The sequence below is a fragment of the Aeromicrobium sp. Root495 genome, assembly GCF_001426755.1.
GTDB lineage: Bacteria > Actinomycetota > Actinomycetes > Propionibacteriales > Nocardioidaceae > Aeromicrobium.
In genome coordinates this window covers 170,961-196,117 of sequence record NZ_LMFJ01000001.1, presented here as the reverse complement: position 1 = coordinate 196,117, position 25,157 = coordinate 170,961, and the positions used below count along the sequence as shown (strand labels likewise).

Sequence of the window (25,157 nt, the reverse complement as noted above, 5' to 3'; positions counted from 1 at the left end):
ACCCGTCATGGCCGACGCGGGCTGAACAGGTTGGACGACGCCCTCTTGTTTTTAGTTGAATCTTGAACTACATTGGGAGCAACTTCTCAAGGAGGCACCTCATGCCCGCCATCACCGCTCCCGACTGGACCGTCCTGCCGCGCACCGTCGCCGCACGTCCCGACGCCGAGGACCGCACGGTCAGCACCATCACGACTGCTCCCCAGGGCTACGAGGGCGAGGGCTTCCCCGTCCGCCGCGCGTTCGCCGGCGTCGACGCCCGCCAGCTCGACCCCTTCATCCACATGGACCAGATGGGCGAGGTCGAGTACTCGCCGGGCGAGCCCAAGGGCACGCCGTGGCACCCGCACCGCGGCTTCGAGACCGTGACCTACATGATCGACGGCGTCATGGACCACCAGGACACCCACGGTGGCGGCGGCAGCATCTCCGACGGCGACACGCAGTGGATGACCGCCGGCAGCGGCCTGCTCCACATCGAGACCCCGCCGGAGTGGCTCGTCTCGAAGGGCGGCCTGTTCCACGGCTTCCAGCTGTGGGTCAACCTCCCGCGCGAGCAGAAGTGGCTGGCCCCGCACTACCAGGACCTGCGCGCTTCCGAGGTCGGCCTCGGCACCTCGCACGACGCCGGCGCCCTCATCCGCGTCATCGCGGGCGAGGTCGACGGCATCAAGGGTCCCGGCAGCACCTACACGCCCATGACGATGGTCCACGCCACCGTCTCCCCCGGCGCCGAGCTCACGCTGCCGTGGCGCACCGACTTCAACGCCCTCGTCTACGTCATGAACGGCGACGGCTACGTGAGCACCTCGCGCCGCTCCATCGGAACGGGCCAGCTGGCGGTGCTCGGTCACGGCGAGACCATCACGATCGGTGCCGACCAGGTGCAGGAGTCGCGGCACCAGGCGCTCGACGTCATCGTGCTCGGAGGCCTGCCCATCCGGGAGCCCATCGCGTGGGCCGGCCCGTTCGTCATGAACACCAAGGCCGAGGTAATGCAGGCGTTCGAGGACTTCCAGAAGGGTCGGCTGGGCACCATCCCGACGGTCCCCCACGCCGACGTCCAGGGCGAGATCGTCGACTGACCGGCGCACTACGCTGGCCCACGTGACTTCACCCCTGGACCTCCTCGGGACGTGGACGCTCGAGCGGACCATCGACGACCGGGCCTCCGGCGAGGCCCGGTCCGTCGCCGGCTCCACCCACCTGTCGCTGCTCGACGACGGCCGCGTCCGCTGGGACGAGTCCGGCGTCATGCGCTGGGCCGCCCACGAGGTCCCCGTCAGCCGAACGCTCTTCGTCGAGCAGCGCGGCGACGACTGGTTCGTCACGTTCGAGGACGGCCGCGACTTCCACCCCTGGAGCACCGAGACCGCGGTCGACCACGACTGCCCGCCCGACGTCTACACGGGTGCCATCACGGTGCACGGTGCCGGCGCGGAGGTCAGCAGCTGGAGCGTCACGTGGACCGCCCGCGGACCCGCCAAGGACTACACGATGGTGAGTCTGCTCTCCCGGGCTGAGTAGCCTGACGCCATGCTCACGTTCCGCAGCCCGTGGTCGGCCGCCTTCGGCGTGGTCTCGGTGCTGCACCTCGTGCTCCTCGGCGCCGACGTCACGCCGTGGGACAGCATCACCAAGTGCCTCATCGCCCCGGTGCTCATCGGCTGGGTCGTGAGCGTCCGCGGCCCGCGCCTCCTCGTCGTCGCGCTGGCCTTCTGCTTCCTCGGCGACCTCTTCCTCGAGATCGAGCCGCTGTTCGTCGTGGGCATGGCCGCGTTCGCCGCCGGCCACGTGTGCTTCATCCGGCACTTCGTGTCTCGCGGCGCGGTGGCCGGGCTCAGGGCGCGACCCTGGCTGCTGCCCCTGCTCGTGCTCGTGGCGGTCGGCCTGGTCGTGGCCTGCTGGGACGGCCTCGAGCCGGCGCTGCGCGCTCCCGTGCCGTTGTACGCGCTCCTCCTCGTGGGCACCGCGGCCAGCTCGCTCGTGGTCGACCGCGTCGCCGGGCTCGGCGGGCTCTCGTTCCTCGTCTCCGACGGGCTGATCGCGCTCGGCGAGGCCGGTCGCATCGATCCCGACGACCTCGCCCCGAGCCTCGCCGTCATGACGCTCTACGTGCTCGGCATCCTCGGGCTCGCCGTGGGCATCGTGCGCGAGCAGCAGCGCAGCCGGGCCACCGACTGCTGGCCCACCCTCCCGCAGCAGGTCTGACGTGGCGCGTCGACCAGACCGGGCCTACCGCCGCGTCGTGCGGACGTTCGCCGTCATCTTCCACGTCCTCGGCTTCCGCTTCACGGTCGAGGGCGAGGAGAACCTCCCCGTCCACGGGCCCGCCGTGCTGGCGAGCAACCACATCGGGTTCCTCGACTTCACCTTCATCGGGTACGCCGCCCGCGAGCGCGGCCGGCTCGTGCGCTTCATGTCCAAGAAGTCGGTCTTCGACGCACCCGTGGCGGGCCGGCTCATGCGCGCCATGAAGCACGTCAGTGTCGACCGGTGGACCGGCGCCAGCGCCTACCGCGACGCCCGGCGCCGGCTCGACGACGGCGACGTCGTGGGCGTCTTCCCCGAGGCGACCATCAGTCGATCGTTCCGCCTCAAGCCGTTCAAGCCCGGCGCGGCCGGCCTGGCCATCTCCCGGGGCGTGCCGCTCGTGCCGTGCATCATCTGGGGCTCACAGCGCGTCATGACCGTGGACGGTCGTCGTTCGCTGCGTCGCGGCAAGGCCATCACGATCACGCTCGGAGCACCGCTCCACGCCTCGCCCGACGAGACCGTGCTGTCGCTCACCGAGCGGCTGCACCACGCCATGGAGGCGCTGCTCGACGAGGCCATCGCGAGCTACCCCGACCAGCCCCGGAACGACGAGGACCGCTGGTGGATCCCGGCGGACGCGGGCGGCACGGCTCCCGACGTCGAGTCGGCGGCGAGGCTCGACCGCGAGGCCCTGGCGCGCATCGGCGCGCCCTCGGACTGAACCCGGTCAGGCGGCGAGGGGCCAGCCGGTGGGGTCGTCGAGGTCGCGGCCGACACGGCGTGCGTAGGCGTTCCAGTCCTCGGCCCGCTCGGCGTACCACCGGCGCTGGTGGGCCATGAGGTCGCTGAGCGTGGCGGTGCCGACGTGCTCGTGGCGGGCGGCCTGCTCGACGGCGACGTCGCGAGCGGCCCGGGCGTCGCACGAGGCGTCGTGCGCGTTGTCGATGCCCACCTCGTAGTAGGCGGCGACGTCGACGAGCCTGCGCTGGCCCAGCTCACCGCGCGTGAGACCCCAGTCGACGACGAAGGGATCGACCACGAGGAGACGGTCCCACTCCGGCTCGGCGACGTCGTGGCGGCGGCACTCGGCCTGCAGCATGGTGAGGTCGTAGGCCGCGTTGAAGACGACGAGCCCCACCTGGCGCTCCACGAGGCTCTGCACCCACTCGGCCACCACCGCGATCTCGACGTCCGCCGGCGGGGCGTCGGCCAGCATGGCGTCGGAGATGCCGTGCACCGCAGCGGAGGCGGGCGGCACGGGGATGCCGGGATGGATGAGCCCCGTGATCTCGAACCCGGGCTCGTCGAGCAGGGCGTAGCTGATGACGCGGTCGTGGCGAGGGTCGACGCCCGTGGTCTCGAAGTCGAGCGAGGCGAGCGTGACGTCGTGCCAGCCGCGGTGCGCGCCGCGGGCCGGTGCCGACGGCGAGCAGGCGATGCACCAGGTGCGCCAGGCGCCCGGTCGACCCGTGAGCCGGCCGCTGCCGGCCAGCACGTGCTGGGCGCACGCGGCGCAGAGTCCGTCGAACGAGTTGGCCCGCACCGCTACCTCCTGATGGCTGCTGCTCTGCACGGTAGACGCGGGGTCGGACAACCGGTGGGACCGACACGGGCCACACCCGGCGGCTAACTGGTACATTCGTACCACTCGCCGTAGGAGGACCCCATGACCCATCACCCGTTCGACGGATCCGTCACCGTCATCACCGGCGCCGGCAGCGGTATCGGCCGCGCAACGGCGCTCCTCGCGGCACAGCGTGGTGCCACGCTCGTGCTCACCGACGTCGTGCCCGACACCCTCGCCGAGACCGTCCGGCTCGTCGAGGCCGCCGGCGGCACGGTGGCCCACTTCGAGACCTTCGACATCACCGACGCCGAGGCGGTCAAGGCCTTCGCCGCCCACGCCCACGAGCGCACGGGCCCCGCCCGCGTGGTCATGAACATCGCCGGGATCTCCACCTGGGGACGCATCCAGGACCTCACGACGGAGCACTGGCAGCGCACCGTCGACATCGACCTCATGGGGCCCATCCACGTCATGTCGGCGTTCGTGCCCGGCATGATCGAGGCCGGCCGTGGCGGCCACGTCGTGAACGTCTCCTCGGCCGCCGGCCTGCTGGGCCTGCCCCTCCACGCCCCGTACAGCGCCGCCAAGTTCGGGCTCCGGGGCGTCAGCGAGGTGCTCCGGTTCGACCTCGAGCAGCACGACATCGCGGTCACGCTGGTCTGTCCGGGCGCCGTCGACACCCCACTCGTGGGGACCGTCGACATCGTCGGCGTGGACCGCGACGACCCCAAGGTGGCGCGCAGCGTCGCGAAGTTCCAGAAGCACGCCGTGACGCCCGAGCAGGCCGCCCACAGCATCGTGAGGGGCGTGGAGCGCGGCAAGTACCTCGTCTTCACGTCGCGCGACGTGTGGATCGGGCACCTGGCCCAGCGCTACGTGCCGTTCGGCTACGCGTTCGCGATGCGGCGGCTCAACCGGGTCGCCTCGCGCCTGCTCACCAGGGCGACGACTCAGCCCTCGTCGGTCGACGCCTGACGCTCGGGGCGATCGCCGTCCTTGCGGTCGCGGAGCTGTCCGCGCAGGTCCTTGACCTGAGCCTTCCGGCGTCCGGCCGCGAGCCCGGCGAAGAGAAGCACCACCGTGAGCAGCACCGCCACACCCACCCCGATGGCCGACGCGGCCCGGAACCCGGGTCCGTCGACGTCGAGGATGCGCTCGCCCGCGTGAGCGGCGTTGCTGTTGCCCGCCACGATCGACAGCGTCAGCCAGTTGGGCAGCGCCAGCAGCACTGCCACGACGAGGATGATGCCCCGCCACGTCCAGCTGAAGAACCGTCGGCGCAGCTGGACCACGAGCAGCAGCGGCACGAAGGTGAAGAGGAAGCCGTAGAACAGCCCCCACAGCGTGCCGCTCGTGAAGTCGCCGCCCACCTGGTCGGCCACCCGCTGCGCCCACCAGCGCGGGAAGAACGCAAGTGCCACGAGGTACGTGACGTAGCCCAGGGCCACGAGCACGATGGCCATCACGGCCCTGCGCACCCACAGCGACGGGGTGACGTCGGACTTCACGTACACGCGCTCGTCGGCGCTTCCCTGGCGGATGGGCGTGCCGGATCCGTCGGGACGATCGCCGGGGTTCCGCTCCTCGTGGCTCATGGCCTCATCATGACACCGGCCGGGCCACGACGCCGGACGACGATCAGCGGTTGACCGCGGCCCAGTCGTCCCGGGTCCAGGTGCCGGTCTGCGGGCGACCGATCTTCGCCTGGGCCGACCTCACCGCCGACTCGAGCGAGGTCCCGAAGTACCCCGTGCGGTACCGGAGCCCGCGGCCGATGGCCTTCTGGAGCACGAGCACGGACCTCCCGGCCGAGCCCCGGCGCAGGGTGGTCCCGGAGTAGTGGGCGAGCCCGTAGGCCCGGGCCTCGTCCTTCGTCATCCCGGAGGTGGCGTCGCTCGCGACCTGGTCGGGCGCGAGCGAGACCCACGTCGCCTGGTCGAGCGTCCCCGTGAGCGGGAGGTCGTGCGTCTTCTGCCAGGCGTAGACCTGGGTGCGCGTCTCGGCGTCGAAGACCCCCGTGGTCGAGGCGCCGACCAGACCCTGGCCCGTCCTGACCGAGGCGACCTTCGAGCCGAGCGCCGACGTCGGGTGGGCCGACCGCTTGGGCAGCGACACCGCGGCACGGCACGGGTTCGGGTTGGCCGTGGAGCGCGTCTGGGCCGGCTGTCCGGAGAAGACCGCGCACGGACCGAAGTCGGTGGGCTGGACCTTCCCGGTCCAGAACGAGGTCGTCCCGCGGGCGCCGTTCCAGGAGAACGAGACATGGACGTGGTCCACGTGGTCGTAGCTGGGCCGCCAGCCGTCCGACGCGCGGTACGCACCCCAGATCTTCTGGTTGTAGATGACGTACATGACGCCGAGTCGGCGAGCGTTGCGCCCTCCGTCCCGCGTCAGCCAGGCCAGGAAGTCGGCCGCGGCCGCCTTCTCCTTGGTCGTCCTCACCGCCACCATCCAGTCCCAGGCACGTCCGTCCGAGTGCTCCGACGTCCCCTCGGTGCACGAGCGCGCGGTGCTGCCGCTGCGCCCGACGCCGTAGGTCGTGATGACGAGGTCCCGCAGCTTCTTCAGCCCTGCGGTCTCGCCGGGCTGGCAGGCCGACTGCGGCTGGTACATCGGCACCGGGTCCAGGTCCTTCGGCAGGCTGACGGGAGCCTTGAGCCCCTTCGGGCTCGCGGGGAACGTCACCGGCGGCCCGTCGTCGGCGGCGGTGCCGGACGTGACGGTGGCCACGACCAGGACCGACGACAGGACGGCCGTGCAGACGGCGCGACGAAGCATGGTTCCCCTCCCCAGACGGCTCTCTCCCGTGAGCCGTCCTCCATGATGCGCCCGGCCATCTCCTTTCGCAGGGAAACGGGTAGGTTCGTGATCGTGCGTATCGCGACGTGGAACATCAACTCCGTCCGCAGCCGCATCGAGCGGGTCACGGCCTTCCTCGAGCGTCACGACGTCGACGTCCTGGCCCTGCAGGAGACCAAGTGCCGTGACGACCAGTTCCCCGGCCTCGAGCTGGCGGGCATGGGCTACGAGTACGCGCACTTCGGGCTCAACCAGTGGAACGGCGTCGCCGTCATCTCCCGCGTGGGGCTCGACGACGTGGCCACCTCGTTCGCCGACGACCAGCCGCAGTTCGGCGAGCCCGAGGTGCTGGAGGCCCGCTCCATCGGGGCCACGTGCGGCGGCATCCGGATGTGGAGCCTCTACGTGCCCAACGGCCGCGAGCTCGGCCACGCGCACTACACCTACAAGCTGGCCTGGCTCGAGCGCCTGAAGGTCGCCACCGAGCAGTGGCTCGCCGACCAGCCCGACCTTCCCCTGGCCCTCACGGGCGACTGGAACATCGCCCCCACCGACGACGACGTGTGGGACATGTCGGTCTTCGAGAAGAGCACGCACGTCTCGCCGCCGGAGCGCGCCGCGTTCCAGGCCATGCTCGACGCCGGCCTCACCGACGTCGTGCGCCCCCACACGCCGGGCCCCGGGGTGTACACGTACTGGGACTACCAGCAGCTCGCGTTCCCCAAGAAGCGCGGCATGCGGATCGACTTCGTGCTCGGATCGCCCGCTCTCGCGGACCGCGTGAGCGACGCGTTCATCGACCGCGAGGAGCGCAAGGGCAAGGGCGCGAGCGACCACGCGCCCGTCGTCGTCGACCTCGACTGAGATATCAGCGTCCGTTCAGCCGCCCCGAACGCCCTACGGCTAGGCTCACGACGTGCCATCTGCCACCAAGCGCCAGCTCCCTGTCTGGCAAGAGTCGATCCTGCTCATCGTCACGGCACTCGTGATGGCCATCATCGTCAAGGCGTTCTTCCTCCAGGCGTTCTACATCCCGTCGGAGTCCATGGAGCCGACGATGCTCGTGAACGACAAGATCCTCGTGCAGAAGGTCTCGTACTGGAACGGCTCCCCCAGCCGCGGCGACATCGTCGTGTTCGACGACCCGGGGGGCTGGCTCACGCAGGACGAGACCACCAAGGCTTCCAACCCCGTGCAGCGCGGGCTCGAGGCGATCGGTCTCTTCCCCACGGGCGGTCACCTCATCAAGCGCGTCGTCGGCGTGGCCGGTGACCGGGTCGCGTGCTGCGACGACCAGGGCCGCCTCATGGTCAACGGCAAGGGCATCGACGAGCCGTACCTCATGGACCCCGCGGCCAACACCGACCGACGCTTCGACGTGAAGGTGCCGGCCGGACACATCTGGGTCCAGGGCGACAACCGTGGCAACTCCGCGGACTCCCGCGAGCACCAGGGCGACCCGGGCGGAGGCTTCATCTCCACCAAGGACGTCGTGGGCAAGGCCTGGTTCCGCGTCTGGCCCTGGAAGCGCATCGGCTTCACCGGCGGCACCGACAGCTTCGCCGACGTCCCGGCCCCCAAGAAGTAGCCCCACCGTCGAGGCAGGCGGGGAACGCTCAGCTGGCCCAGGTGGGGCGCAGCGGGAAGTGCGCGTCGCCGTCGGGGCCGACCTTGACGCCCAGCACGTGGTGCAGACCGATCTCGTTGCGCTCGAAGGCGAGGCGTGACCCGGCCATGTAGAGGCCCCAGACCTTGGCCGTGCCGAGGGAGACCTCGCGCAGGCACGCGTCCCAGTTCTCCTCGAGGTTCTCGCTCCAGGCCTTGAGGGTGAGCGCGTAGTGCTCGCGGATGTCCTCCACGTGCCGCACCTCGAGGCCGTTGTCGTGCATCGCGGTGACGATGTGTCCGACCGGGGCCAGCTCGCCGTCGGGGAACACGTAGCGGTCGATGAAGGCGCCGGCCTTGGCGCTGAGCGAGCCGTCGCGGCGCGTGATGCAGTGGTTCAGCATCCGCCCGCCGACCTTGAGCTTGCTCTGCAGGAACGTGAAGTACGACTCGTAGTTGCGCACGCCGATGTGCTCGAGGAGGCCGATCGAGCTCACCGCGTCGAAGCCGGTCTCGATGACGTCGCGGTAGTCGCCGAAGCGGACCTCGGCCAGGTGGTCGAGCTCCTGGCGCTTGATGGCCTGCTGGGCCCACTCGGCCTGCTCCTGCGAGAGGGTGACGCCGATGACCTTCACGCCGTAGTGCTGCGCCGCGTGGCGGACCATGCCACCCCAGCCACAGCCGACGTCGAGCAGACGGTCGCCGGGCTTGAGGTCGAGCTTGCGGCAGATGAGGTCGTACTTCTCGAACTGCGCCTGCTCGAGCGACGTGTCCTCCGTGGGGAACACGGCGCACGTGTACGTCATCGACGGGCCGAGCACGTGCTCGTAGAACGTGTTGGAGACGTCGTAGTGGTGGTGGATGGCCTCGGCGTCGCGCGTCTTGCTGTGCCGCAGGCCCTCCATGACCCGGCGCCACTTGGGCAGGTGCTCCTCGGGCGGAGGCGGCGGCGGCTTGAGGTTGGCCACGCCGAGGCTCCGCACGATCTGCACCAGCTCGGACGGGCTCGGCATCTTGAGGCTCAGCTTGCTCTGGATGAGCGCCATGGCGTCGTAAGGGTTGGCGATGGAGACACCCTCCATCTCCAGGTCGCCCGCCACGAAGGCCCGGCCGAAGCCGAGGTCGCCGGGTGCCGTCATGAGGTAGGCCAAGCCGCGCTCGTTGAGCAGGCGCACGGTGAACGGCGCATCCTCGGAGCCTGCGGAGCTGCCGTCGTAGGCCTCGAACCGGAAGGGCATCCCTTCCTTCATCAGGCGCTCCACGGCCTGGGCGATGGTCAGCTTGACGCCGGTGTCGACGCTCATGAGTTCCTCACCACTTTCTCGAACAGGGTGCTGAGTCGTCCGTCGGCGTCGTAGCGCGCGCGGACCGCATCCAGGATGTCTCCGCCGTAGAGGCGGCGGAAGGTCGCTTCGTCGTAGAAGGACTCCGAGTACAGCGACTTGTGGCCGCCGAGCGAGTGGACCTTCTCCTCGATGAGCCGGTTGACCCCACCGGCCGGGTGGTCGGCCGGCACCTCGACGGTGCCCCAGAAGCCGACGTTGACGTAGATGTCGCCCGGTCGCAGCGGGTACGTGGGCCACGCGCGGGTGGTGCGCAGCGGGCAGAGCCAGACGGGGCGCATCCCCACGGCCTCGTCGAACCACTCGACGAAGTCGGGGACCGCCTCCACCGGGACCTCGATGTCCTGGATGACCTTCTCGCGGCCCGGGACCTTCTTGATGCGGTCGAGCAGCGCGCTCAGGCCGACCTTGGAGTCCAGGCTGATGAGGCGGTGGTAGACGTCGCTGCGGCGCCAGCGCCGGGGCCACAGCCGGCGAACCGTCGGATTCTGCACGCCGAACGCGCCGGAGCACCAGAACCAGTCGGTGTCCCAGCGCCAGAGGTAGTCGAGCATCGTGAGGCGGTCGGTCTCGCGCTGCTGGATGGAGCGGTAGTAGATGTCCTGTCCGGCGTAGTCGCTCGTGGGGCCCGGTGAGTCGGTGAACGTGGCCAGGGTCAGGTAGGTCTCGGTGGGCGTGAAGGCCGTGCCGTCGATCCCGTCGACCCGCTCGCCGTGCCACTCCCCCGACGTGACGATGTCGGCCATGGCCTTGGACGCCGACGTGAGGTCGTCGAAGCGGACGTGCCGCAGCGCCACGAAGCCGGGCACCTTCTCGAGCCTGATGCGCAGGCGGGTGGCGTAGCCGAGGCTCCCGTAGGAGTTGGGGAACGCCTCGAAGAGGTCGGCGTGCTCGTTGTCGGGGGTGGCGGTGACGATCGTGCCGTCGCCGGTGAGGACGTCCATCTCCAGGACGGACTCGTGCGGGAGGCCGTTGCGGAACGACGTCGACTCGATGCCCAGCCCCGTGACCGCGCCCCCGAGCGTGATGGTGCGCAGCTGCGGGATGACGTACGGGATGAAGCCGTGTGGCAGGACCGCGTCGACGAGGTCCTCGTAGGTGCACACGCCCTGGACGTCGGCGGTCTGTGCCTCGACGTCGATGGCGATGACGCCGTCGAGGCCGGAGACGTCGAGACCCGGCACGTCGTTCTCGGCCCGGGGGCGGAACAGGTTGGACGTGCGCTTGGCCAGCCTCACCCGCGACCCGGCGGCGATGGCGGCGTACGACGCGAGCAGCTTCTCCACTGCTGCCGCATGGGCTTCCTGGCCTCGCAGGTCGTGCACTGACTTCACGCCATCCAGCCTAGACCCACACTTTTCGGGCAGGTCACCGACTCGTTGCGGGAGACAACAAATGTCAGCGCAGGAGCCAGACGAGGGCCTCGCCGCCCCCGCCGAGGCGCGCGGAGGGCTCGTGCGTGAGGCGCAGCTCGTCGCCCACGGTGAGGGACTCGCCGTCCACGACGACGATGCCGTGGGTGACGTGGATGAGCACCCGCTCGGCCTCCGGGATGGTGAGCAGGGTGTCGATGGGGCGGGCGACCAGCAGGTCGGCCGGCGCGTGGACCGGGACGCTGAGGTGCAGGCCGGGCGTGTCCGGCACGACGTCGACGGCGTACTCGGGCTCACCGTCGTTGGTGGAGCGCAGCATCATCTGCACGAAGCGCAGGGGCTCCTCGGGGTGCGCGTTGTTCTCGCTGTGCTCCACGCCGGAGCCGGCGCTGAGCCGCTGCGCCGCGCCGGGCCGCACGTGGCCGCCCTGGCCGGTGGTGTCCTCGTGGCTCAGCGTCCCCTCGAGCACCCACGTGACGATCTCGACGTCCTCGTGGTGGTGCGGCGCGTAGCCGTGGGAGACGGGGATGCGCTCCTCGTTGATGGCGATGACGGCGCCGAAGCTCGTGTTGTCGGCGTCGTAGTGGTCGCCGTGGCTGAAGGAGTGCCAGGTCTCGATGCCGTCGCGCCGCGTCACGAACCGCTCGCCCGCAGGCCTCAGGTCACGCATAGCCGAGCTCGTGGAGTCGGGCGTCGTCGATGCCGAAGTGGTGCGCGATCTCGTGCACCACGGTGATCCGTACCTCGTCCACCACGTCGTCCTCCGTGTCGCACATGTCGAGGATCGGCGCGCGGCACACGACGATCCGGTCAGGCAGTACCCCTGCGTACGTGGAGTCACGCTCGGTGAGCGCGATCCCGTCGTAGTAGCCGAGCAGGTCGGGGTCGTCCGCAGGTGCGTCGTCCTCGATGAACAGCACCACGTTGTCGAGCAGCGCGGCCAGCTCAGCGGGCACGGACGCCAGCGCCTGCTCCGCCAGCTCGGCGAAGCGGTCCTCACTGACGTCGACCATGCACCCATCCTGCCCGAACCCGCCCCGACGGCCTATGCTGGGCCGCGCCGCGCCCCGTTCGTCTAGCGGCCTAGGACGCCGCCCTTTCAAGGCGGTAGCGCGGGTTCGAATCCCGTACGGGGTACTTCATCGCGGCCGGGCTCGCAGCCGAAGAACCCGCTGCGACTGCCTCAGGCCACGGCGAACACGTCACCCGGGGTGATGACGGAGCCGGTGGTGGCGGCGTAGGAGCGGTCGATGGCGGCGAGCACGCGGTCGAGCGCGAGCTCGCGCTCCTCGGCGGGGAGGTCGCGCAGCGGATTGCCGTTGAGCAGGGCGAAGCCGTGGACGGCCGACCAGCAGGTCATCTCGGCCTCGACGCGCGCCGACGGCGAGAGGAACCCCACCTCGACCAGCCCGTCCAGGGCCTCGCCGAGCAGCGTGTACGGCCGGACGGCGAGCGCACTCAGGCTGGTCTGGTCCATCTCGGGATGGGAGGAGAAGGCCACGCGGAACAGGCCCGGCTCCCCCAGCGCGAAGGACACGTAGGCCCGGCCGATCTCGGCCAGCCGGCGCCGGGCCCTGAGCACGCCGTCCGTCTCGTCCACCCGCGCGAGCCGTTCCTCCATGGCGTCCACGAGAGCCTGCATGGCGAGGCCGGAGACCTCTACGAGCAGCTCGTCGCGGTGGGCGAAGTGCCGGTACGCAGCGTTGTGCGAGACACCGACGCGCCGCGCCAGCTCTCGGATGCTGACGCCCTCCGGACCCTCGCTCCGGGCCGCCACGAAGGCGGCGTCGACCAAGGCTCTGCGGAGGTCGCCGTGGTGGTACGCGGACCCGCTCATGCCGTTCAGCCTAGCCGACGTGCCGCTCCATGTTGACAGTGCCAACCCAGGCCTGCACACTCATGTTGACGCCATCAACTTCAGGAGCACCCGTGTCCCGGAAACATCTCGTCCTGCTCACCGTGTGCGCAGCGACCCTGACGATCAACCTGTCCGCGATGATCGTCAACATCGCCCTCCCCTCCATGGCCCGCGAGCTCGACGCCGGCACGCGGGACCTGCTGTGGATCGTCGACGGCTACAACCTCGCCTTCGCCTCGCTGGTCCTGGCCATGGGCAGCCTGTCGGACCGGTTCGGCCGCCGACCCGCGCTGATCCTCGGCCTGGTCGGCTTCGCCCTGACGAGCACGGCCGCCGCCCTCGTGGACACCAGCGGGGCCCTGATCGCCACCCGCTTCGCGATGGGGGTCTTCGCCGCCGTCATCTTCCCGACGACGCTCTCGATCATCGCCAACACCTTCACCGAGCGTCGCGAGCGCGCCTCCGCCCTCGGGCTGTGGGGTGCGTCGGTCGGCGTCGGCGTCGCCCTCGGCCCGGTCGTGGGCGGTGTCCTGCTCACGCACTACTCCTGGCAGAGCATCTTCTGGGCCCTCGTCCCCATCACCCTGGTCACGATCGCCATGGCCGTGGCGTTCGTCCCGGAGTCGCGCGACCCCTCGGTGCCCCGCATCGACAAGTACGGCTTCGGCGTCTCCGTCGCAGCGCTCGGCACGCTCACCTACACGATCATCGAGGGTCCCGAGCACGGCTGGCGCAGCGTCGAGACCATCAGCGGGTTCGCCGCAGCGGCCGTCCTCATCGTGATCTTCATCCTCGTGGAGCGGGCTGTCGAGCACCCGATGATCGACGTCACGCTCTTCCTCGACCGTCGCTTCAGCGCCGCGTGCGCGGCCGTCACCATCGCCTTCTTCGCGCTGTTCGGCTTCGTCTTCCTCATCACGCAGTTCTTCCAGTTCGTCCGCGACTACACCCCGGCCGAGACCGGCGTGCGGTTCCTGCCGGTCGCCCTGTCCCTCGCGGCGGCCTCGATCATCGGCGGCCAGCTGGCGCCGCGGATCGGCACGAAGCTCGTGGTGGCGCCCGGCCTGGCCCTCCTGGGTGGCGCATTCCTGTGGATCTCGCAGGTCACGCCCGACGTCTCCTACCCGAGCGTTGTGGTCCCCCAGATGCTGATGCTCGGCATCGGCATCGGGCTGGTCAGCACCCCGGCGACCGAGTCGATCCTGCAAGTGCTCCCGCCGGCCCGCGCCGGCGTCGGCTCGGCCGTCAACGACGCCACCCGTGAGCTCGGTGGGACGCTCGGCGTGGCCGTGGTCGGCTCGATCTTCGCCTCGCAGTACTCCGACAGCCTCATCTCGGCGCTCGACGGACGGGTGCCGGAGAAGATGCTCGCCGAGGCCGCCGACTCGGTGGGCTTCGCCGACGCCCTGGCCAGCCGCATGCCGGGCATCTCCGCGGTCGTGGACAGCTCCTTCATCGACGGCCTCAACCTGGCCTGCATCATCGTGGGCGTCCTCTGCCTCCTCGGTGCCGCAGCCGGGCTCGTGGCGCTGCCCGGCGACCGGTACGACCCGCTCGCCGAGGGCGACCTGAACCAGGACGACCCCAGCGAGACGGTCGGCGCAGGACGCACGGCCTGATCCGGAGCCGGGCCGAGGACGACGCGAGGAAGGGCACAGCCGGTCGCCGCGGTCGAGCAGTCCGCCGTCCTCCATCGTGAAGACCGGCCACCCCCGCGCGTCCTCGCGGGGGTGACCGGACGCAGTGGGGCTACCGCAGCGGCAGCAGCGGGTTGAGGACGAAGAGCACCCGCCCGAGCACCGAGGAGACGAGCGGGATCAGCCCGCCGCTCCCGGAGAAGCTGGGTCCGGGGTTCGTCCCCACCGTCGTCCACGACGCGACCACGGACTCCGGCACGAAGCCGTGCCGCACGCGCTGCGGGTGGTCGCCGACCGGCAGGTAGGCCAGCTCACGGCCCGTGGCGAAGTCGATCACCGCGACGGCGTCGGAGTCCGAGAGCGAGATCCAGCAGGTGTCGTCGAGGCCCTCGACCGACCAGTACGGCTTCTTGTACCCGTGGCCGGTGGTCTTCTCGTCGTAGAAGCGGGCCTCCCCGCTCTCACGGTCCACGAGAGCCGCGTAGTCGTCCATCGTGCCGGCGACGCAGAGCGTCTTCCCCGCCGCGTCCATCGCCAGCCCGTGGTGCGCGGAGTCGTTGACGTACTCCTCCAGGGGGACGTCAGGGATCCGGTTGGGCAGGTCGATGAGCCGGGTCACCCGGCCGACCCTCGGCTCAGGGATGCCTCCGGCGGTGTAGGTGACCTTGCCGTCGAGGTCGGCCGCCTGGGTGTCGAACTCCACGATGCCGTGGAAGTACGAGACCTGGAAGTAGATGAAGCGCTGGTCGGGGGCCACCGCCATGGGCCGGACCGCCGAGCTCATGCCCTCGTGACCCGCCTCGGCGAGCTCCTTGCCCATGTCCCACCGGTGCGTGATGCCGAAGGTCTTGTTGTCGACGATCTCGTACCAGCGGTCGCCCTTGATGGCGTCGTGCAGCGGACCGATCTTGATGGGACCGATGGAGTTCTGGTCGCCCGGCAGGTACACCTTGCCGATCGAGGCGTGGTAGATCCGGGACCCGTCGGGCGAGTAGTTGTTCTCGTGCGGGGTCTCCCCCGAGGCGAAGGAGCGCAGACGGTCGCCCATCTTCACCTGCTTGCCGTCGACGGTCTCGTCGACCATCGAGTACTCCACGACCTGCGCCTTGGTGGAGTCGCTCACGAGCAGCCGACGACCGTCGGGCGAGAGTCCCATGTGGTCCGTGCGGTAGCCGTCCATCTGCTGCTCTCGGACGATGCTGTCGGTGCTCCCGGCCGCGGCCTTGGCCAGGTCGACCCAGACGACGTCGGCCAGGCTCGGGCGCGAGACGGCCACGAACCGGCCGTCCTTCGTCGTGAACATGTCGTCGACGAGCTGGTCGTGGCCCTCGCCCGGGCCCTGCTGGATGAGGTAGTAGAACGCCAGCTGGTCCGGCTTCTTCTGGATGTCGGCGATCTCCTGCGCGCGGTCCGGCGCCAGGTCGATGCCGGTCTTGAGGATCTTCTTCGTCCGGGCGTCCACGATCGTGGCCGTGCCGGCCCAGTTGTTGCCCACCAGCATGACGTCTCGCAGCGACGGGGTGGCCGCCTCCGCACTCTCCGCGACCGGGTCGCCCGGGCCGACGACAGCCAGGACGGAGGCGGCAGCAGCAGCGGTCGCCGCTGCGACAAGTCGGGCAGTGCGCATGAGGGCTCTTCTCGGGCGGGGGAACGGGAAGGTCTGGTGGGAGTAACGACGGTCACACCATTTGGTTCCGCCGACCTCTCAGCTTCCGTCGCTGGGCACGGTCGGGCAGACCCGTCCTGGATTGGCCGGACGTCCCCGGGGTACGGGTCCCGCATGGAAGATCTCTGGATCGGTGCCGTGCGGCACGGTGAGAGCGTGGCCAACGTGGCGGCCTCCTCGGCGGCACGGGACGGACTCGACCTGATCGACGTGGCCGAGCGCGAGGCCGACGTGGAGCTCTCCGAGCTGGGCCGCAGGCAGGCGCAGGCCCTGGGCCGTCGCCTCCGAGGGCTTCCGACGTCGGACCGGCCGGGTCTGGCGCTGGTCTCGCCGTTCCTGCGCGCGCGGCAGACGGCCGAGCTGGCGCTGGAGGGGATGGACGTGCCCGTCCGCGTGGACGAACGGCTCCGCGACCGCGATCTCGGCGTGCTGGACCTCCACACCGCCCAGGGGATCCGATCGACGTTCCCCGACGAGGCCGAGCGCCGACGTCGGCACGGGAAGTTCTACTACCGCCCGCCGGGCGGCGAGTCCTGGACCGACGTGGCCCTGCGCCTGCGCGCCGTGCTGCGCGAGGTGGAGCAGGACCGCCCTGCGGATCGGGTGCTGGTCGTCGCGCACGACGTGGTGGTCACGCTCCTGCGTTACGTGCTGGAGGAGGTCGACGAGCCCACGCTCATGGCCGAGGCCGCCCGCACCCCCATCGGCAACGCCTCGCTCAGCAGCTGGGTCCGCACGCCCGAAGGATGGGCCCGAGAGCTCTTCAACGACGTCGAGCACGTGGAGGCCGAGGCTGACGCCGAGCCCACCTCCGAGGAGCCCCGGCGATGAGCACCTCCAACGTCCGCACGCTCACCCCAGCGGCCCTGCGGGCGTGGCCGCTCCCGGACCCCGCCGGCGACAAGAGCTCCCGCGGCACCGTCCTGGTGGTGGGTGGCGCCCGGGCCACGCCGGGAGCCGTCCTGCTCGCCGGCACGGCCGCGATGCGCGCCGGCGCGGGGAAGCTCCAGCTGGCCACGGTCGAGAGCGTCACGACCGCCCTCGGCATCGCCGTGCCCGAAGCCATGGTGATCGGTGTCCCCGAGACCCCCCGGGGAGCCGTGTCGCGCGAGCTGCCCCACGCGCTGCTCGACGTCCTCCCGCGCGCCGACGTCCTGGTGGTCGGTCCGGGGCTCGTCGACGTCGACGAGTCCGAGGCGGTGCTCGAGCGCGTGCTCGCCGAGGCCGCCGACGACGTCGCCGTGGTGATCGACGCCTACGCGCTGGCCGCCCTCGCCCACTCGCCCGAGCTGGTCCGGGGCCGCAGCCCGCGACCGGTCCTCACGCCCAACGTCGGCGAGGGCGCTCAGCTCCTCGGCCGCGACCTGGGCGACGACCTCGCGGCCGAGGCCAGGGAGATCGCGGAGCAGTACGGCTGCGTCACCTCGCTCTTCGGGCACGTCGCCGACCCGGACGGCGGGCTATGGCACGACGAGACGGCCGACAGCGGCCTCGGCACGTCGGGCAGCGGCGACGTCGCGGCGGGGCTCACCGCCGGGCTGCTGGCCCGCGGCGCAGAGCCGGCGCAGGCCGCGTGCTGGGCGGTGCACGTGCACGCGGCCGCCGGCCAGCGTCTGGCCGTGGAGCACGGCCGGACGAGCTACCTCGCCCGCGAGATCGTCGACGGCATCGCACCGGCCCTGGCTGCCCTTGTGGTCTGAGGCGCTGTCGACGCCGCCCGGCCACAGGCCCCGCGGACGTCTCCGAAAGACGTCCTCCGAGCCGGATACCGACGGTCCCTCGAGCCCTCGGCGACGCATTCCGCACCATTCCAGGGGTGATCGTTTTGGATACACCGTCGTGTCGCAAAAAGGGCCTCTGACCTGCGAAAACACAGTTTGGGTATTCGCTCACGACCACCTAGGATCACGGGGTGATGCTCTTCGTGGTCCTCTTCCTCAGTCTGGCCCTCGTCGCGCTCATCGGGGTCGCCGTCGTCTTCGCTGTCACCCGCGCCACGGCGTGGGTCGTGCAGCGGGTCGAGGCCCGCGATGACGCGCGATCCACCGCGCCCTCCGCGCCCGACACCTCCGCTCGCGAGCGCGTCTCGTCCGAGTCGTCCAACGCGCGATCGGCCGCCTGACCTCTGCGTATCCTGGCCGGATGTCAGCCGGCCGGTTCGCCCCCTCGCCCTCGGGCGACCTGCACGTGGGCAACCTGCGCACGGCGCTCCTGGCCTGGTTGTTCGCCCGGTCCACCGGCCGCGTCCTCCTGCTGCGCGTCGAGGACCTCGACCGCGTCCAGCCCGGCTCGGAGCAGCGCCAGCTCGACGACCTGCGCGCCCTCGGCCTGGATTGGGACGGACCCGTCGTGCGTCAGAGCGAGCGTCGCGACCTGTACGACGAGGCCGTCCGCTCGCTGACCGCCGCTGGACGCACCTTCGAGTGCTTCTGCACGCGGCGCGAGATCCTCGAGGCGCCCAGCGCACCGCACCTCCCGCCGGGCGCCTACCCCGGCACGTGCCGCGACCTCTCGGACGCCGAGCGGGCCCGCCGCGCCGCCGAGCGACCCCCGGCCGTCCGGCTGCGCGCCGACGTGCAGGAGTGGACGGTCCACGACGTGCTCGTCGGCAGCTTCACGGGCGTGGTCGACGACGTCGTGCTGCGACGCAACGACGGCGTGCCGGCGTACAACCTGGCGGTCGTGGTCGACGACGCCGCGCAGGGCGTCGACCAGGTGGTACGCGGTGACGACCTGCTCACGTCGGCCCCGCGCCAGGCCCACCTCGCGTCGCTCCTGGGCGCCGCCCAGCCTGAGTACGCGCACGTGCCACTGGCGCTCAACGCCGAAGGTCGGCGCCTCGCCAAGCGCGACGGCGCCGTGACCTACCGCGAGCTCACGGAGCAGGGCGTCGACGTCCTCGAGATCATCGGCACGTCGCTCGGCCTCACCGGCTCGCCCCAGGACATGCTGGCCGCCTTCGACCCGGCCGCCCTCCCCCGCGACGCCTGGACCTTCGTCCCGCCCGCGACCTGATCCACCGGCGCGTCCGCCTCCTACGACACGGTCGTGAGGAAGTCCGACATGAGGCGCGTGACCGCCTCCGGCTGCTCGATCGTGCTGGAGTGGCCCGCGTCGGGAACGACCTTGAGCAGGGCTCCCGGGATGGTGGAGGCGATGACCTGGGCCTTCGCGAGGGGAGTGGCCGTGTCGTCGGCACCCACGATGACGAGTGTGGGTGCCGTGATGGAGCCGATCTCGTCGACCACCGGCAGGCGGTCCGTGACGCCCCGGATCGCCTTGGTCATGCCTGAGCGCGGGACCTTGCGGAGCATCCCCATCCACTCCTCGGCGATGGCCTTGGACGCGCCTGACGCCACGACGGCGGGCGAGAACATGAGCGGCTCGACCTTCTTCCGCACCGGGGCGATGCCGAAGAGGCGGTAGACCGTGGCGAGCAGCTTGTACTGGGAGACCTTCTCCGGGTCCTCAGGGCCGGCGCTGGTGTCGAGCAGGATGAGCGACAGCACCCGCTCGGGGTGGCGCGCAGCGAGCCGCATGCCCACGAAGCCACCCATCGACAGCCCGCCGTAGTGCACGGCGTCGAGGCCCAGGTGGTCGAGGAGCGCGAGCAGGTCGTCGGTGAGCGAGTCCATGTCGGCCTTGCCGTCGGGCGCCTCCGGGGTCTGGCCCTGCCCACGCCAGTCGACCGTGATGCAGCGGAAGCGGTCCTTGAGGGCGGCGACCTGCGGATGGAACATCCAGCCGCTGAAGAGCAGCCCGTGACCCAGCACGAGCGCTGGCGCGTCCTTCGGCCCCTCGTCGGTGTAGTGGAAGGAGATCCCGTTGACGGCTGCGTGCGGCATGGCGCGAGCATGCCAGACCGCGCGGCGGTCGTCGCGCCGGACAGGACCGTCGACGACGGCCCGACCTGTCGAAGCGGTGGGAGCCGCTCGGTCAGGAAGCTCCGGCCTGGAGCGGAGGGGTGCCCACCACGGTCTCGACCGGCGTGACCGTGGCGACGACCGGGAGGCCTGCCCTCTCCCAGCCCTTGATGCCGCCGACCACGTCGGCGGCGAGGATCCCGAGCGACGTGAGCGCCGCCGCCGCGAGCGACGACGTGTAGCCCTCGGTGCAGAAGACGATCCACTCCTGACCCACCCGCGCCTGCGGGAGCCGGGCACCCGAGCGTGGGTGGAGACGCCACTCCAGGTGGTTGCGCTCGACGATGAGCGACCCCGGGACCTCACCGTCCATCTCGCGCTGCCAGGCCGGACGGATGTCGACGAGGATCGCCCCGTCGGCCACGTGCGCTGCGGCCTCGGCGGGCTCGAGCCGACGGATGCGGGAGCGTGCGTCGTCGAGGAGGGCGTCGACGTCGGCGAAGAGGAGCCCGGTCATGAGGCCCGCCGCTCGACGACCTCGACGGGCAGCTGCTCCTCGGGGTCGTCGGTCCAGATCTGGGCGAGGGGGACGAGACGGTGGTCCTCGACGTCGTAGAAGCTCATCGTCTCCAGAGGCGGCGAGTAGGCGTGGACGCTGACGGCCGTCCGGCTCTGCGTGTTGCGGACGTCGTGGACGTAGTGAGGGCCGAAGACCACGGTGTCGCCCTCGGTGCGGGCGTGGTCGCGCAGGATGCCGGGCCCGTCCACCCAGGAGGACTCCGTGAGCTCGCCCTCCACGACGCTGAACGCTCCGCTCGAGCCGCCGTGGTCGTGGAGCTGCGTGCCCTGGTCGGTGGTCCAGCTGATGAGCCAGAGATCGACCTGGTCGTCGCGGTACAGCCGCACGTGCCAGCGCTCGTCGGCGTCCGCACGGACGTCGTACAGACCCGCCCGGACGTCGGCGGCGACCGAGCTCGTCCAGTCGACGAGCTCAGCCATGGGGATCGGCTCACTCATGCCTCATTGATAGATGTTCGGGCGTCGTCCATGGGCGGTTCTCATTCCTCGGGACGAGGCTCGACGAGGTCCGGCCGTGCGGTAGTCGGGCGGCGAAGCACGGCGGACCACCCCGTTTTGTCCCGCGCCCAGGGCGTGCGTTAGAGTTGCGGTCGCGGTTCACGCCGCACTGCATCAAGGCCCCGTGGCGCAGTTGGTTAGCGCGCCGCCCTGTCACGGCGGAGGTCGCGGGTTCGAGTCCCGTCGGGGTCGCAGACGATCGTGGGCCCACACTGCACGTCAGTGTGGGTCCACGTTTTTTTTGGTCGTGGAGCGCCGCCACGCCGGGTGGCGGTGCCTCAGCGTCCGTCTCGCGCGCGATCGACGTTCAGGACGGACGCCAGGTCACCGCCCCACGGCCACGGGCCGCGTCGGGATCGGGCCGCGTCGGGATGAGGTGGGTCACAGCGGGAACATTCCCGCGGGACTAAGTAGTTGAACGTTCTATGACCTCAACCATCACCGCTCCCTACGTCCTCTCCGACGAGACGCTCGACCTTCTCTTCCGCGAGGCCCGCACCGCCAACTCGTTCACCGACGAGCCCGTGAGCGTCGAGCAGGTCCGTGACATCTTCGAGCTCACCAAGTTCGGGCCCACCGCCATGAACAACCAGCCGCTGCGCCTCGTCGTGCTCGAGTCGCCCGAGGCCCGCGAGCGCCTGCTCCCCCACATGGGCGGGAGCAACCGGGCCAAGACGGCCGCCGCCCCGCTCGTCGCGATCCTCGCCGCCGACACCAACTTCCACGAGCGCCTGCCCGAGCACTTCCCGCACTTCCCCGGCGCGAAGGCGATGTTCGAGGACGACGCAGCCGCGCGCGAGGAGAACGCGGTCTTCAACGCCGCTCTCCAGGTGGGTTACTTCATCGTGGGCGTGCGCGCCGCCGGCCTCGCCGCGGGCCCCATGGGCGGGTTCGACAAGGCCGGCGTGGACGCCGACCTCCTGGCGGGCACCGGCTGGAAGTCCCTCGTCGTGGTGAACCTCGGCCACCCCGGCCCCGACGCCTGGTTCGACCGCCTCCCCCGCATCGCCTTCGAGGACGCCGTCGCCGTCCTCTGAGTCCCGGCGGCGCCGTGAGGACCGACCCGCCCCGCAGCGCGGCGACCCCCTGGTCGCGCTGCGGGGCGCCTGCCCGCGGGAGCCGGGACGCCAGAACCTGGTTTCGGAGCGCCCGGCGAGGTGGGATAAGGTTGCCGACGTCCTTCGGGGCACGGCCAGGTAGCTCAGTTGGTACGAGCGTCCGCCTGAAAAGCGGAAGGTCGCCGGTTCGACCCCGGCCCTGGCCACCAGCACGGCAGCAGCTCCTCGGAGCCGCTGCCGTCTTTCTTTTGTCCCGCCGACACCCCGTGCGCGGGTCACGCGGGATCGCGTCAGCGGCTCCTATTGAGAAACCTTGCTCCAGAACTGTTTCGTCCCGGCGGCAAAACGGTTATGGTCGTCTCAACCGATGTTTTGAGAAAGGTAATCTCACTATGGCGAAGCGCTCCACGCCCAGCACCGAGGCGGACTACGTGGTGGTGGGCTCCGGCAGCTCCGGCGCCGCTGTCGCCGCCCGTCTCGCCCAGTCCGGCGCGAGCGTCATCATGCTCGAGGCCGGTCGTTCCGACGACAAGGGACTCCACGGCTACTTCACGAAGAAGCCCGGCATGGTGGCCCCGATGCACTTCGAGGAGAAGCTCGAGAAGGGCTTCGACTGGGGCTACAAGTCCGTGCCGCAGGAGAACGCCGGCGGTCGCGAGATGCTCGTGACCCGCGGCAAGGTCATGGGCGGCTCCAGCTCCGTCAACGGCATGGTCTACGTGCGCGGCAACCGCGCCAACTACGACTCCTGGGCCGCCGAGGGCAACACCGGCTGGTCCGCCGACGAGGTCAACGCCGCCTACAAGCGCTCCGAGGACTTCGAGGACGGCGAGAACGCGTACCGCGGCTCCGGTGGACCCATCAAGGTCAGCCGCAGCACGATCACGCAGGAGGGCACGCGCCAGTTCATCGAGGCCACCTCGGAGACCCTGGGCGTCAAGATCAACGACGACTACAACGGTGCCGAGCAGGAGGGCATCTCCGTCATGCAGGAGAACGTCCGGGACGGCATCCGCTACTCCTCGACGCGTGGCTACGTCCACGACCTCAAGCCCCGGACCCTCGAGGTCCAGACGCAGGTCCTGGCCACCAAGATCGTGATCGAGAACGGCCGCGCCACGGGGGTCGAGATCCTCGACCAGGGCAAGAGGACGCCGGGGCGCCGCACGATCCGCGCCAACCGGGAGGTCATCGTCTCCGGCGGGTTCGTCAACAGCCCGCAGCTGCTCATGCTCTCCGGCATCGGGCCGGCCGACCACCTGCGCAGCCTCGGCATCGACTGCATCGCGGACCTGCCGGTGGGCGACAACCTGCACGACCACCTGTTCCACCCGCTGTCGTTCCGCATGTCGACCATCACGCACAAGTCGACCCCGCTCTTCTTCCTGCAGGGCCTCGCGAAGAACGCGTTCGGCAAGGACACGTTCCTCAACCACTCGATCTTCGAGTCGGTCGGCTTCGTCCGCAGCTCGATGGCGACGGACGTCCCCGACATCCAGCTGCACGCCATCCCGTGGGCCTACCCCGACCCGGGCGCCGGCTACCACGGCAAGGCCAAGCCTGCGGCGCACCCGACGCTGGGCGTCTTCTCGACGCTCATCTACCCGAAGAGCCGCGGCACGCTGCGTCTCGCGTCCGCCGACCCGACGGCCGCTCCCCTCATCGACTACGGCTACCTCGACGAGCCCGACGACCTCAAGGTCTTGGCCGAGGGCACCGAGATGATCCGCGCGATCATGTCGCACTCCTCGTTCGGCGGCTCCGTGAAGGAGGAGTCCTACCCCGGCAAGGCGGTCACGAAGGACAACCCGGAGGAGATCCGACGTCGTGCGGTCTCGGTGATGCACGCGGTCGGCACGTGCCGCATGGGCGTCGACGAGCGCGCCGTGGTCAACCCCGACCTCACGGTGCGCGGCATCGACGGCCTGCGGGTGGTCGACGCCTCGATCATGCCGACCATCACGGGCGGCAACACCAACGCGCCCTGCTACATGATCGGCGAGCGGGCGGCGGACTTCATCCTCGGCAACGCCTGACGCACCGAGGCCCGGGAGCCGCCCTCGTGGCGGTTCCCGGGCCTCGTGCTGTCAGGACCTCAGGACGCCAGCCACGCGCCGATGCGCTCGTTCACGGCGTCGGGTCGCTCGAGCTGCAGGAAGTGGCCGCAGTCCTCGAGCACCTCGGTCCGGCTCCCGGCCGGGAAGAGGTCGGGAGCGTGCGCCACGAGCTCGGCCTGCACGCAGCCGTCGTGGCGGCCGTGGAGGTGGAGCACCGGCGCCACGGGCCTGCCGAGGAACATCGCCTTGGCGCCCCTCACGAAGTTGGCGCGGTAGTAGAGCAGGGCGGCCTGCCGACGGGCGCGGGTGTCGAGCGAGACCCAGAGGTGCGCGAGGTCGTCGGCGGCGTCGTAGCCGGGGGACCACTCGCGCCACAGGTGCGGGACCAAGCGGTCGAGGGTCCGATCGGCACCCGGGAGGGTGTTGAACAGCGCGTACCAGCTGAGGCCGGCCTGGCGAAGGGCGAGCCGACGCTGCGACCAGTGCCCGAACGGACGCAGCACGGCGCCGGCCGGAGGGACGGCCAGGGAGACGAGCCGGGCGAACCGGTCGGGTGCCACCTCGGCGACCCGCCAGACGGTGACGGCGCCCCAGTCGTGGCCGATGAGCACGGCGTCGGCGCCAGCGCCCAGGGCGTCGGCGATCGCGACCGCGTCGGCCGCGAGGGCCCGGGCGGAGTAGTCGTCGTCGGGGGCGAGCTCGGTGGGTCCGTAGCCGCGCGTGAACGGGGCGACGGCCCGCCAGCCGCGGTCGGCGAGGTACGGACCGAGGTGTCGCCAGGTCCAGGCCGTGTCGGGATAGCCGTGGAGGAGCAGGGCGAGCGGCGCCTCCGGGTCGCCCCAGGCCAGGGCCCCGAACGTGAGCCGGGACGTCCTGACGGTGATCTGATCGGGCTCGCTCATGGGACGACCCTAGGCTCGACGGACCTGCCGGGACCGTGGGCTGGGCCACAGAGTCCGCTCCACATTCTGTGCAGAACCTCTTAATCTTATTCGAAT

Annotated in this window: 27 protein-coding genes and 3 tRNA genes; 17 read left to right on the top strand and 13 right to left on the bottom strand. The window is 70.7% G+C overall.

The window, feature by feature from the left end:
- Nucleotides 1–101: 101 nt before the first annotated feature.
- From ASD11_RS01050 to ASD11_RS01035, 4 genes are read left to right on the top strand one after another with little or no spacing between them, the layout of a single operon-like run.
- A complete protein-coding gene (locus ASD11_RS01050; protein WP_056282087.1) occupies nucleotides 102–1,085 on the top strand; it encodes a pirin family protein in 984 nt (327 codons plus the stop codon).
- Between the two features lie 22 nt (nucleotides 1,086–1,107).
- Nucleotides 1,108–1,527, top strand: a complete 420-nt coding sequence (locus ASD11_RS01045; RefSeq protein WP_056282083.1) for a DUF6314 family protein — start codon at nucleotides 1,108–1,110, stop codon at nucleotides 1,525–1,527.
- Nucleotides 1,528–1,536: 9 nt separating this feature from the next.
- Nucleotides 1,537–2,211 (top strand): lysoplasmalogenase, encoded by a 675-nt coding sequence (locus ASD11_RS01040; protein WP_056282079.1) that lies wholly within the window; start codon nucleotides 1,537–1,539, stop codon nucleotides 2,209–2,211.
- Between the two features lies 1 nt (nucleotide 2,212).
- The gene (locus ASD11_RS01035) at nucleotides 2,213–2,977 is read left to right on the top strand and encodes a lysophospholipid acyltransferase family protein (RefSeq protein WP_200940028.1); all 765 of its coding nucleotides are present in this window, start codon (nucleotides 2,213–2,215) and stop codon (nucleotides 2,975–2,977) included.
- A gap of 6 nt (nucleotides 2,978–2,983) precedes the next feature.
- Here ASD11_RS01035 and ASD11_RS01030 read toward each other — a convergent pair whose 3' ends face one another.
- Nucleotides 2,984–3,799 (bottom strand): exonuclease domain-containing protein, encoded by an 816-nt coding sequence (locus ASD11_RS01030; protein WP_056282077.1) that lies wholly within the window; start codon nucleotides 3,797–3,799, stop codon nucleotides 2,984–2,986.
- 123 nt (nucleotides 3,800–3,922) lie between these two features.
- Between ASD11_RS01030 and ASD11_RS01025 the strand changes: the two genes are divergently transcribed.
- Nucleotides 3,923–4,798: an SDR family oxidoreductase gene (locus ASD11_RS01025; protein ID WP_056282073.1), complete on the top strand. Its 876-nt coding sequence runs from the start codon at nucleotides 3,923–3,925 to the stop codon at nucleotides 4,796–4,798.
- On the opposite strand, the gene ASD11_RS01020 is transcribed toward ASD11_RS01025, so the two are convergent.
- Together ASD11_RS01020 and ASD11_RS01015 are read right to left on the bottom strand one after the other, a co-directional pair.
- Nucleotides 4,774–5,418 (bottom strand): hypothetical protein, encoded by a 645-nt coding sequence (locus ASD11_RS01020; protein WP_056282072.1) that lies wholly within the window; start codon nucleotides 5,416–5,418, stop codon nucleotides 4,774–4,776. The genes ASD11_RS01025 and ASD11_RS01020 overlap by 25 nt on opposite strands.
- A gap of 43 nt (nucleotides 5,419–5,461) precedes the next feature.
- Complete coding sequence (locus tag ASD11_RS01015; RefSeq protein WP_056282069.1) at nucleotides 5,462–6,601, bottom strand: peptidoglycan-binding domain-containing protein; 1,140 nt, start codon at nucleotides 6,599–6,601, stop codon at nucleotides 5,462–5,464.
- A 93-nt stretch (nucleotides 6,602–6,694) separates the two neighbouring features.
- Between ASD11_RS01015 and ASD11_RS01010 the strand changes: the two genes are divergently transcribed.
- Entirely contained in the window at nucleotides 6,695–7,486 is a 792-nt protein-coding gene (locus ASD11_RS01010) for an exodeoxyribonuclease III (RefSeq protein ID WP_056288213.1), read from the top strand.
- 52 nt (nucleotides 7,487–7,538) lie between these two features.
- Nucleotides 7,539–8,210, top strand: coding sequence for a signal peptidase I (gene lepB / locus ASD11_RS01005; protein ID WP_056282066.1), 672 nt, complete (start codon nucleotides 7,539–7,541; stop codon nucleotides 8,208–8,210).
- 28 nt (nucleotides 8,211–8,238) lie between these two features.
- Here lepB and ASD11_RS01000 read toward each other — a convergent pair whose 3' ends face one another.
- The 4 genes from ASD11_RS01000 to ASD11_RS00985 all read right to left on the bottom strand — a co-directional run bounded on the left by ASD11_RS01000 (nucleotide 8,239) and on the right by ASD11_RS00985 (nucleotide 11,956).
- On the bottom strand, nucleotides 8,239–9,531 hold the full coding sequence (locus ASD11_RS01000) for a class I SAM-dependent methyltransferase (RefSeq protein WP_056282064.1): 1,293 nt from the start codon (nucleotides 9,529–9,531) through the stop codon (nucleotides 8,239–8,241).
- Nucleotides 9,528–10,904, bottom strand: coding sequence for an FAD-binding oxidoreductase (locus ASD11_RS00995; RefSeq protein WP_156464519.1), 1,377 nt, complete (start codon nucleotides 10,902–10,904; stop codon nucleotides 9,528–9,530). The genes ASD11_RS01000 and ASD11_RS00995 overlap by 4 nt, the downstream gene beginning before the upstream one ends.
- Before the next feature lie 64 nt (nucleotides 10,905–10,968).
- Nucleotides 10,969–11,613: a pirin family protein gene (locus tag ASD11_RS00990; RefSeq protein ID WP_056282061.1), complete on the bottom strand. Its 645-nt coding sequence runs from the start codon at nucleotides 11,611–11,613 to the stop codon at nucleotides 10,969–10,971.
- Nucleotides 11,606–11,956 (bottom strand): metallopeptidase family protein, encoded by a 351-nt coding sequence (locus ASD11_RS00985; protein WP_056282058.1) that lies wholly within the window; start codon nucleotides 11,954–11,956, stop codon nucleotides 11,606–11,608. Before ASD11_RS00985 ends, ASD11_RS00990 begins: the two co-directional genes overlap by 8 nt.
- A 51-nt stretch (nucleotides 11,957–12,007) precedes the next feature.
- Here ASD11_RS00985 and ASD11_RS00980 point away from each other — a divergent pair.
- Nucleotides 12,008–12,080 (top strand) — tRNA-Glu (locus ASD11_RS00980).
- 46 nt (nucleotides 12,081–12,126) lie between these two features.
- Here ASD11_RS00980 and ASD11_RS00975 read toward each other — a convergent pair.
- Complete coding sequence (locus tag ASD11_RS00975; RefSeq protein WP_056282055.1) at nucleotides 12,127–12,780, bottom strand: TetR/AcrR family transcriptional regulator; 654 nt, start codon at nucleotides 12,778–12,780, stop codon at nucleotides 12,127–12,129.
- A gap of 92 nt (nucleotides 12,781–12,872) precedes the next feature.
- Between ASD11_RS00975 and ASD11_RS00970 the strand changes: the two genes are divergently transcribed.
- Nucleotides 12,873–14,420 carry an MFS transporter gene (locus ASD11_RS00970; RefSeq protein WP_200940027.1) on the top strand — a complete coding sequence of 516 codons (1,548 nt, stop codon included), beginning with the start codon at nucleotides 12,873–12,875 and terminating at the stop codon, nucleotides 14,418–14,420.
- Nucleotides 14,421–14,550: 130 nt separating this feature from the next.
- On the opposite strand, the gene ASD11_RS00965 is transcribed toward ASD11_RS00970, so the two are convergent.
- Nucleotides 14,551–16,065, bottom strand: a complete 1,515-nt coding sequence (locus ASD11_RS00965) for a hypothetical protein (protein ID WP_056282049.1) — start codon at nucleotides 16,063–16,065, stop codon at nucleotides 14,551–14,553.
- Between the two features lie 153 nt (nucleotides 16,066–16,218).
- On the opposite strand from ASD11_RS00965, the gene ASD11_RS00960 reads away from it, so the two are divergent.
- The 4 genes from ASD11_RS00960 (at nucleotide 16,219) to gluQRS (ending at nucleotide 19,119) form a co-directional block, all read left to right on the top strand.
- Nucleotides 16,219–16,935 carry a histidine phosphatase family protein gene (locus tag ASD11_RS00960; protein WP_056282046.1) on the top strand — a complete coding sequence of 239 codons (717 nt, stop codon included), beginning with the start codon at nucleotides 16,219–16,221 and terminating at the stop codon, nucleotides 16,933–16,935.
- Nucleotides 16,932–17,804 carry an NAD(P)H-hydrate dehydratase gene (locus ASD11_RS00955; RefSeq protein WP_056282044.1) on the top strand — a complete coding sequence of 291 codons (873 nt, stop codon included), beginning with the start codon at nucleotides 16,932–16,934 and terminating at the stop codon, nucleotides 17,802–17,804. Before ASD11_RS00960 ends, ASD11_RS00955 begins: the two co-directional genes overlap by 4 nt.
- Before the next feature lie 212 nt (nucleotides 17,805–18,016).
- The gene (locus ASD11_RS00950) at nucleotides 18,017–18,226 is read left to right on the top strand and encodes a hypothetical protein (RefSeq protein WP_056282041.1); all 210 of its coding nucleotides are present in this window, start codon (nucleotides 18,017–18,019) and stop codon (nucleotides 18,224–18,226) included.
- Nucleotides 18,227–18,246: 20 nt separating this feature from the next.
- Nucleotides 18,247–19,119: a tRNA glutamyl-Q(34) synthetase GluQRS gene (gene gluQRS, locus ASD11_RS00945; RefSeq protein ID WP_056282038.1), complete on the top strand. Its 873-nt coding sequence runs from the start codon at nucleotides 18,247–18,249 to the stop codon at nucleotides 19,117–19,119.
- Between the two features lie 20 nt (nucleotides 19,120–19,139).
- On the opposite strand, the gene ASD11_RS00940 is transcribed toward gluQRS, so the two are convergent.
- From ASD11_RS00940 to ASD11_RS00930, 3 genes are all read right to left on the bottom strand, one after another.
- Nucleotides 19,140–19,949, bottom strand: a complete 810-nt coding sequence (locus tag ASD11_RS00940) for an alpha/beta fold hydrolase (protein WP_056282035.1) — start codon at nucleotides 19,947–19,949, stop codon at nucleotides 19,140–19,142.
- A gap of 91 nt (nucleotides 19,950–20,040) precedes the next feature.
- Nucleotides 20,041–20,484 carry a rhodanese-like domain-containing protein gene (locus ASD11_RS00935; RefSeq protein WP_056282030.1) on the bottom strand — a complete coding sequence of 148 codons (444 nt, stop codon included), beginning with the start codon at nucleotides 20,482–20,484 and terminating at the stop codon, nucleotides 20,041–20,043.
- The gene (locus tag ASD11_RS00930; RefSeq protein WP_056282027.1) at nucleotides 20,481–20,984 is read right to left on the bottom strand and encodes a cysteine dioxygenase; all 504 of its coding nucleotides are present in this window, start codon (nucleotides 20,982–20,984) and stop codon (nucleotides 20,481–20,483) included. The genes ASD11_RS00935 and ASD11_RS00930 overlap by 4 nt, the downstream gene beginning before the upstream one ends.
- A gap of 178 nt (nucleotides 20,985–21,162) precedes the next feature.
- Between ASD11_RS00930 and ASD11_RS00925 the strand changes: the two genes are divergently transcribed.
- The 4 genes from ASD11_RS00925 (at nucleotide 21,163) to ASD11_RS00910 (ending at nucleotide 24,138) form a co-directional block, all read left to right on the top strand.
- Nucleotides 21,163–21,236: transfer RNA gene (locus ASD11_RS00925), tRNA-Asp, on the top strand.
- A gap of 233 nt (nucleotides 21,237–21,469) precedes the next feature.
- Nucleotides 21,470–22,081 (top strand): malonic semialdehyde reductase, encoded by a 612-nt coding sequence (locus ASD11_RS00920; protein ID WP_056282023.1) that lies wholly within the window; start codon nucleotides 21,470–21,472, stop codon nucleotides 22,079–22,081.
- A gap of 153 nt (nucleotides 22,082–22,234) precedes the next feature.
- A tRNA-Phe gene (locus ASD11_RS00915) sits at nucleotides 22,235–22,311 on the top strand.
- Nucleotides 22,312–22,494: 183 nt separating this feature from the next.
- Nucleotides 22,495–24,138 carry a GMC family oxidoreductase gene (locus ASD11_RS00910; RefSeq protein WP_056282021.1) on the top strand — a complete coding sequence of 548 codons (1,644 nt, stop codon included), beginning with the start codon at nucleotides 22,495–22,497 and terminating at the stop codon, nucleotides 24,136–24,138.
- Between the two features lie 59 nt (nucleotides 24,139–24,197).
- On the opposite strand, the gene ASD11_RS00905 is transcribed toward ASD11_RS00910, so the two are convergent.
- The gene (locus tag ASD11_RS00905) at nucleotides 24,198–25,061 is read right to left on the bottom strand and encodes an alpha/beta fold hydrolase (protein WP_056282018.1); all 864 of its coding nucleotides are present in this window, start codon (nucleotides 25,059–25,061) and stop codon (nucleotides 24,198–24,200) included.
- Between the last annotated feature and the right edge of the window lie 96 nt (nucleotides 25,062–25,157).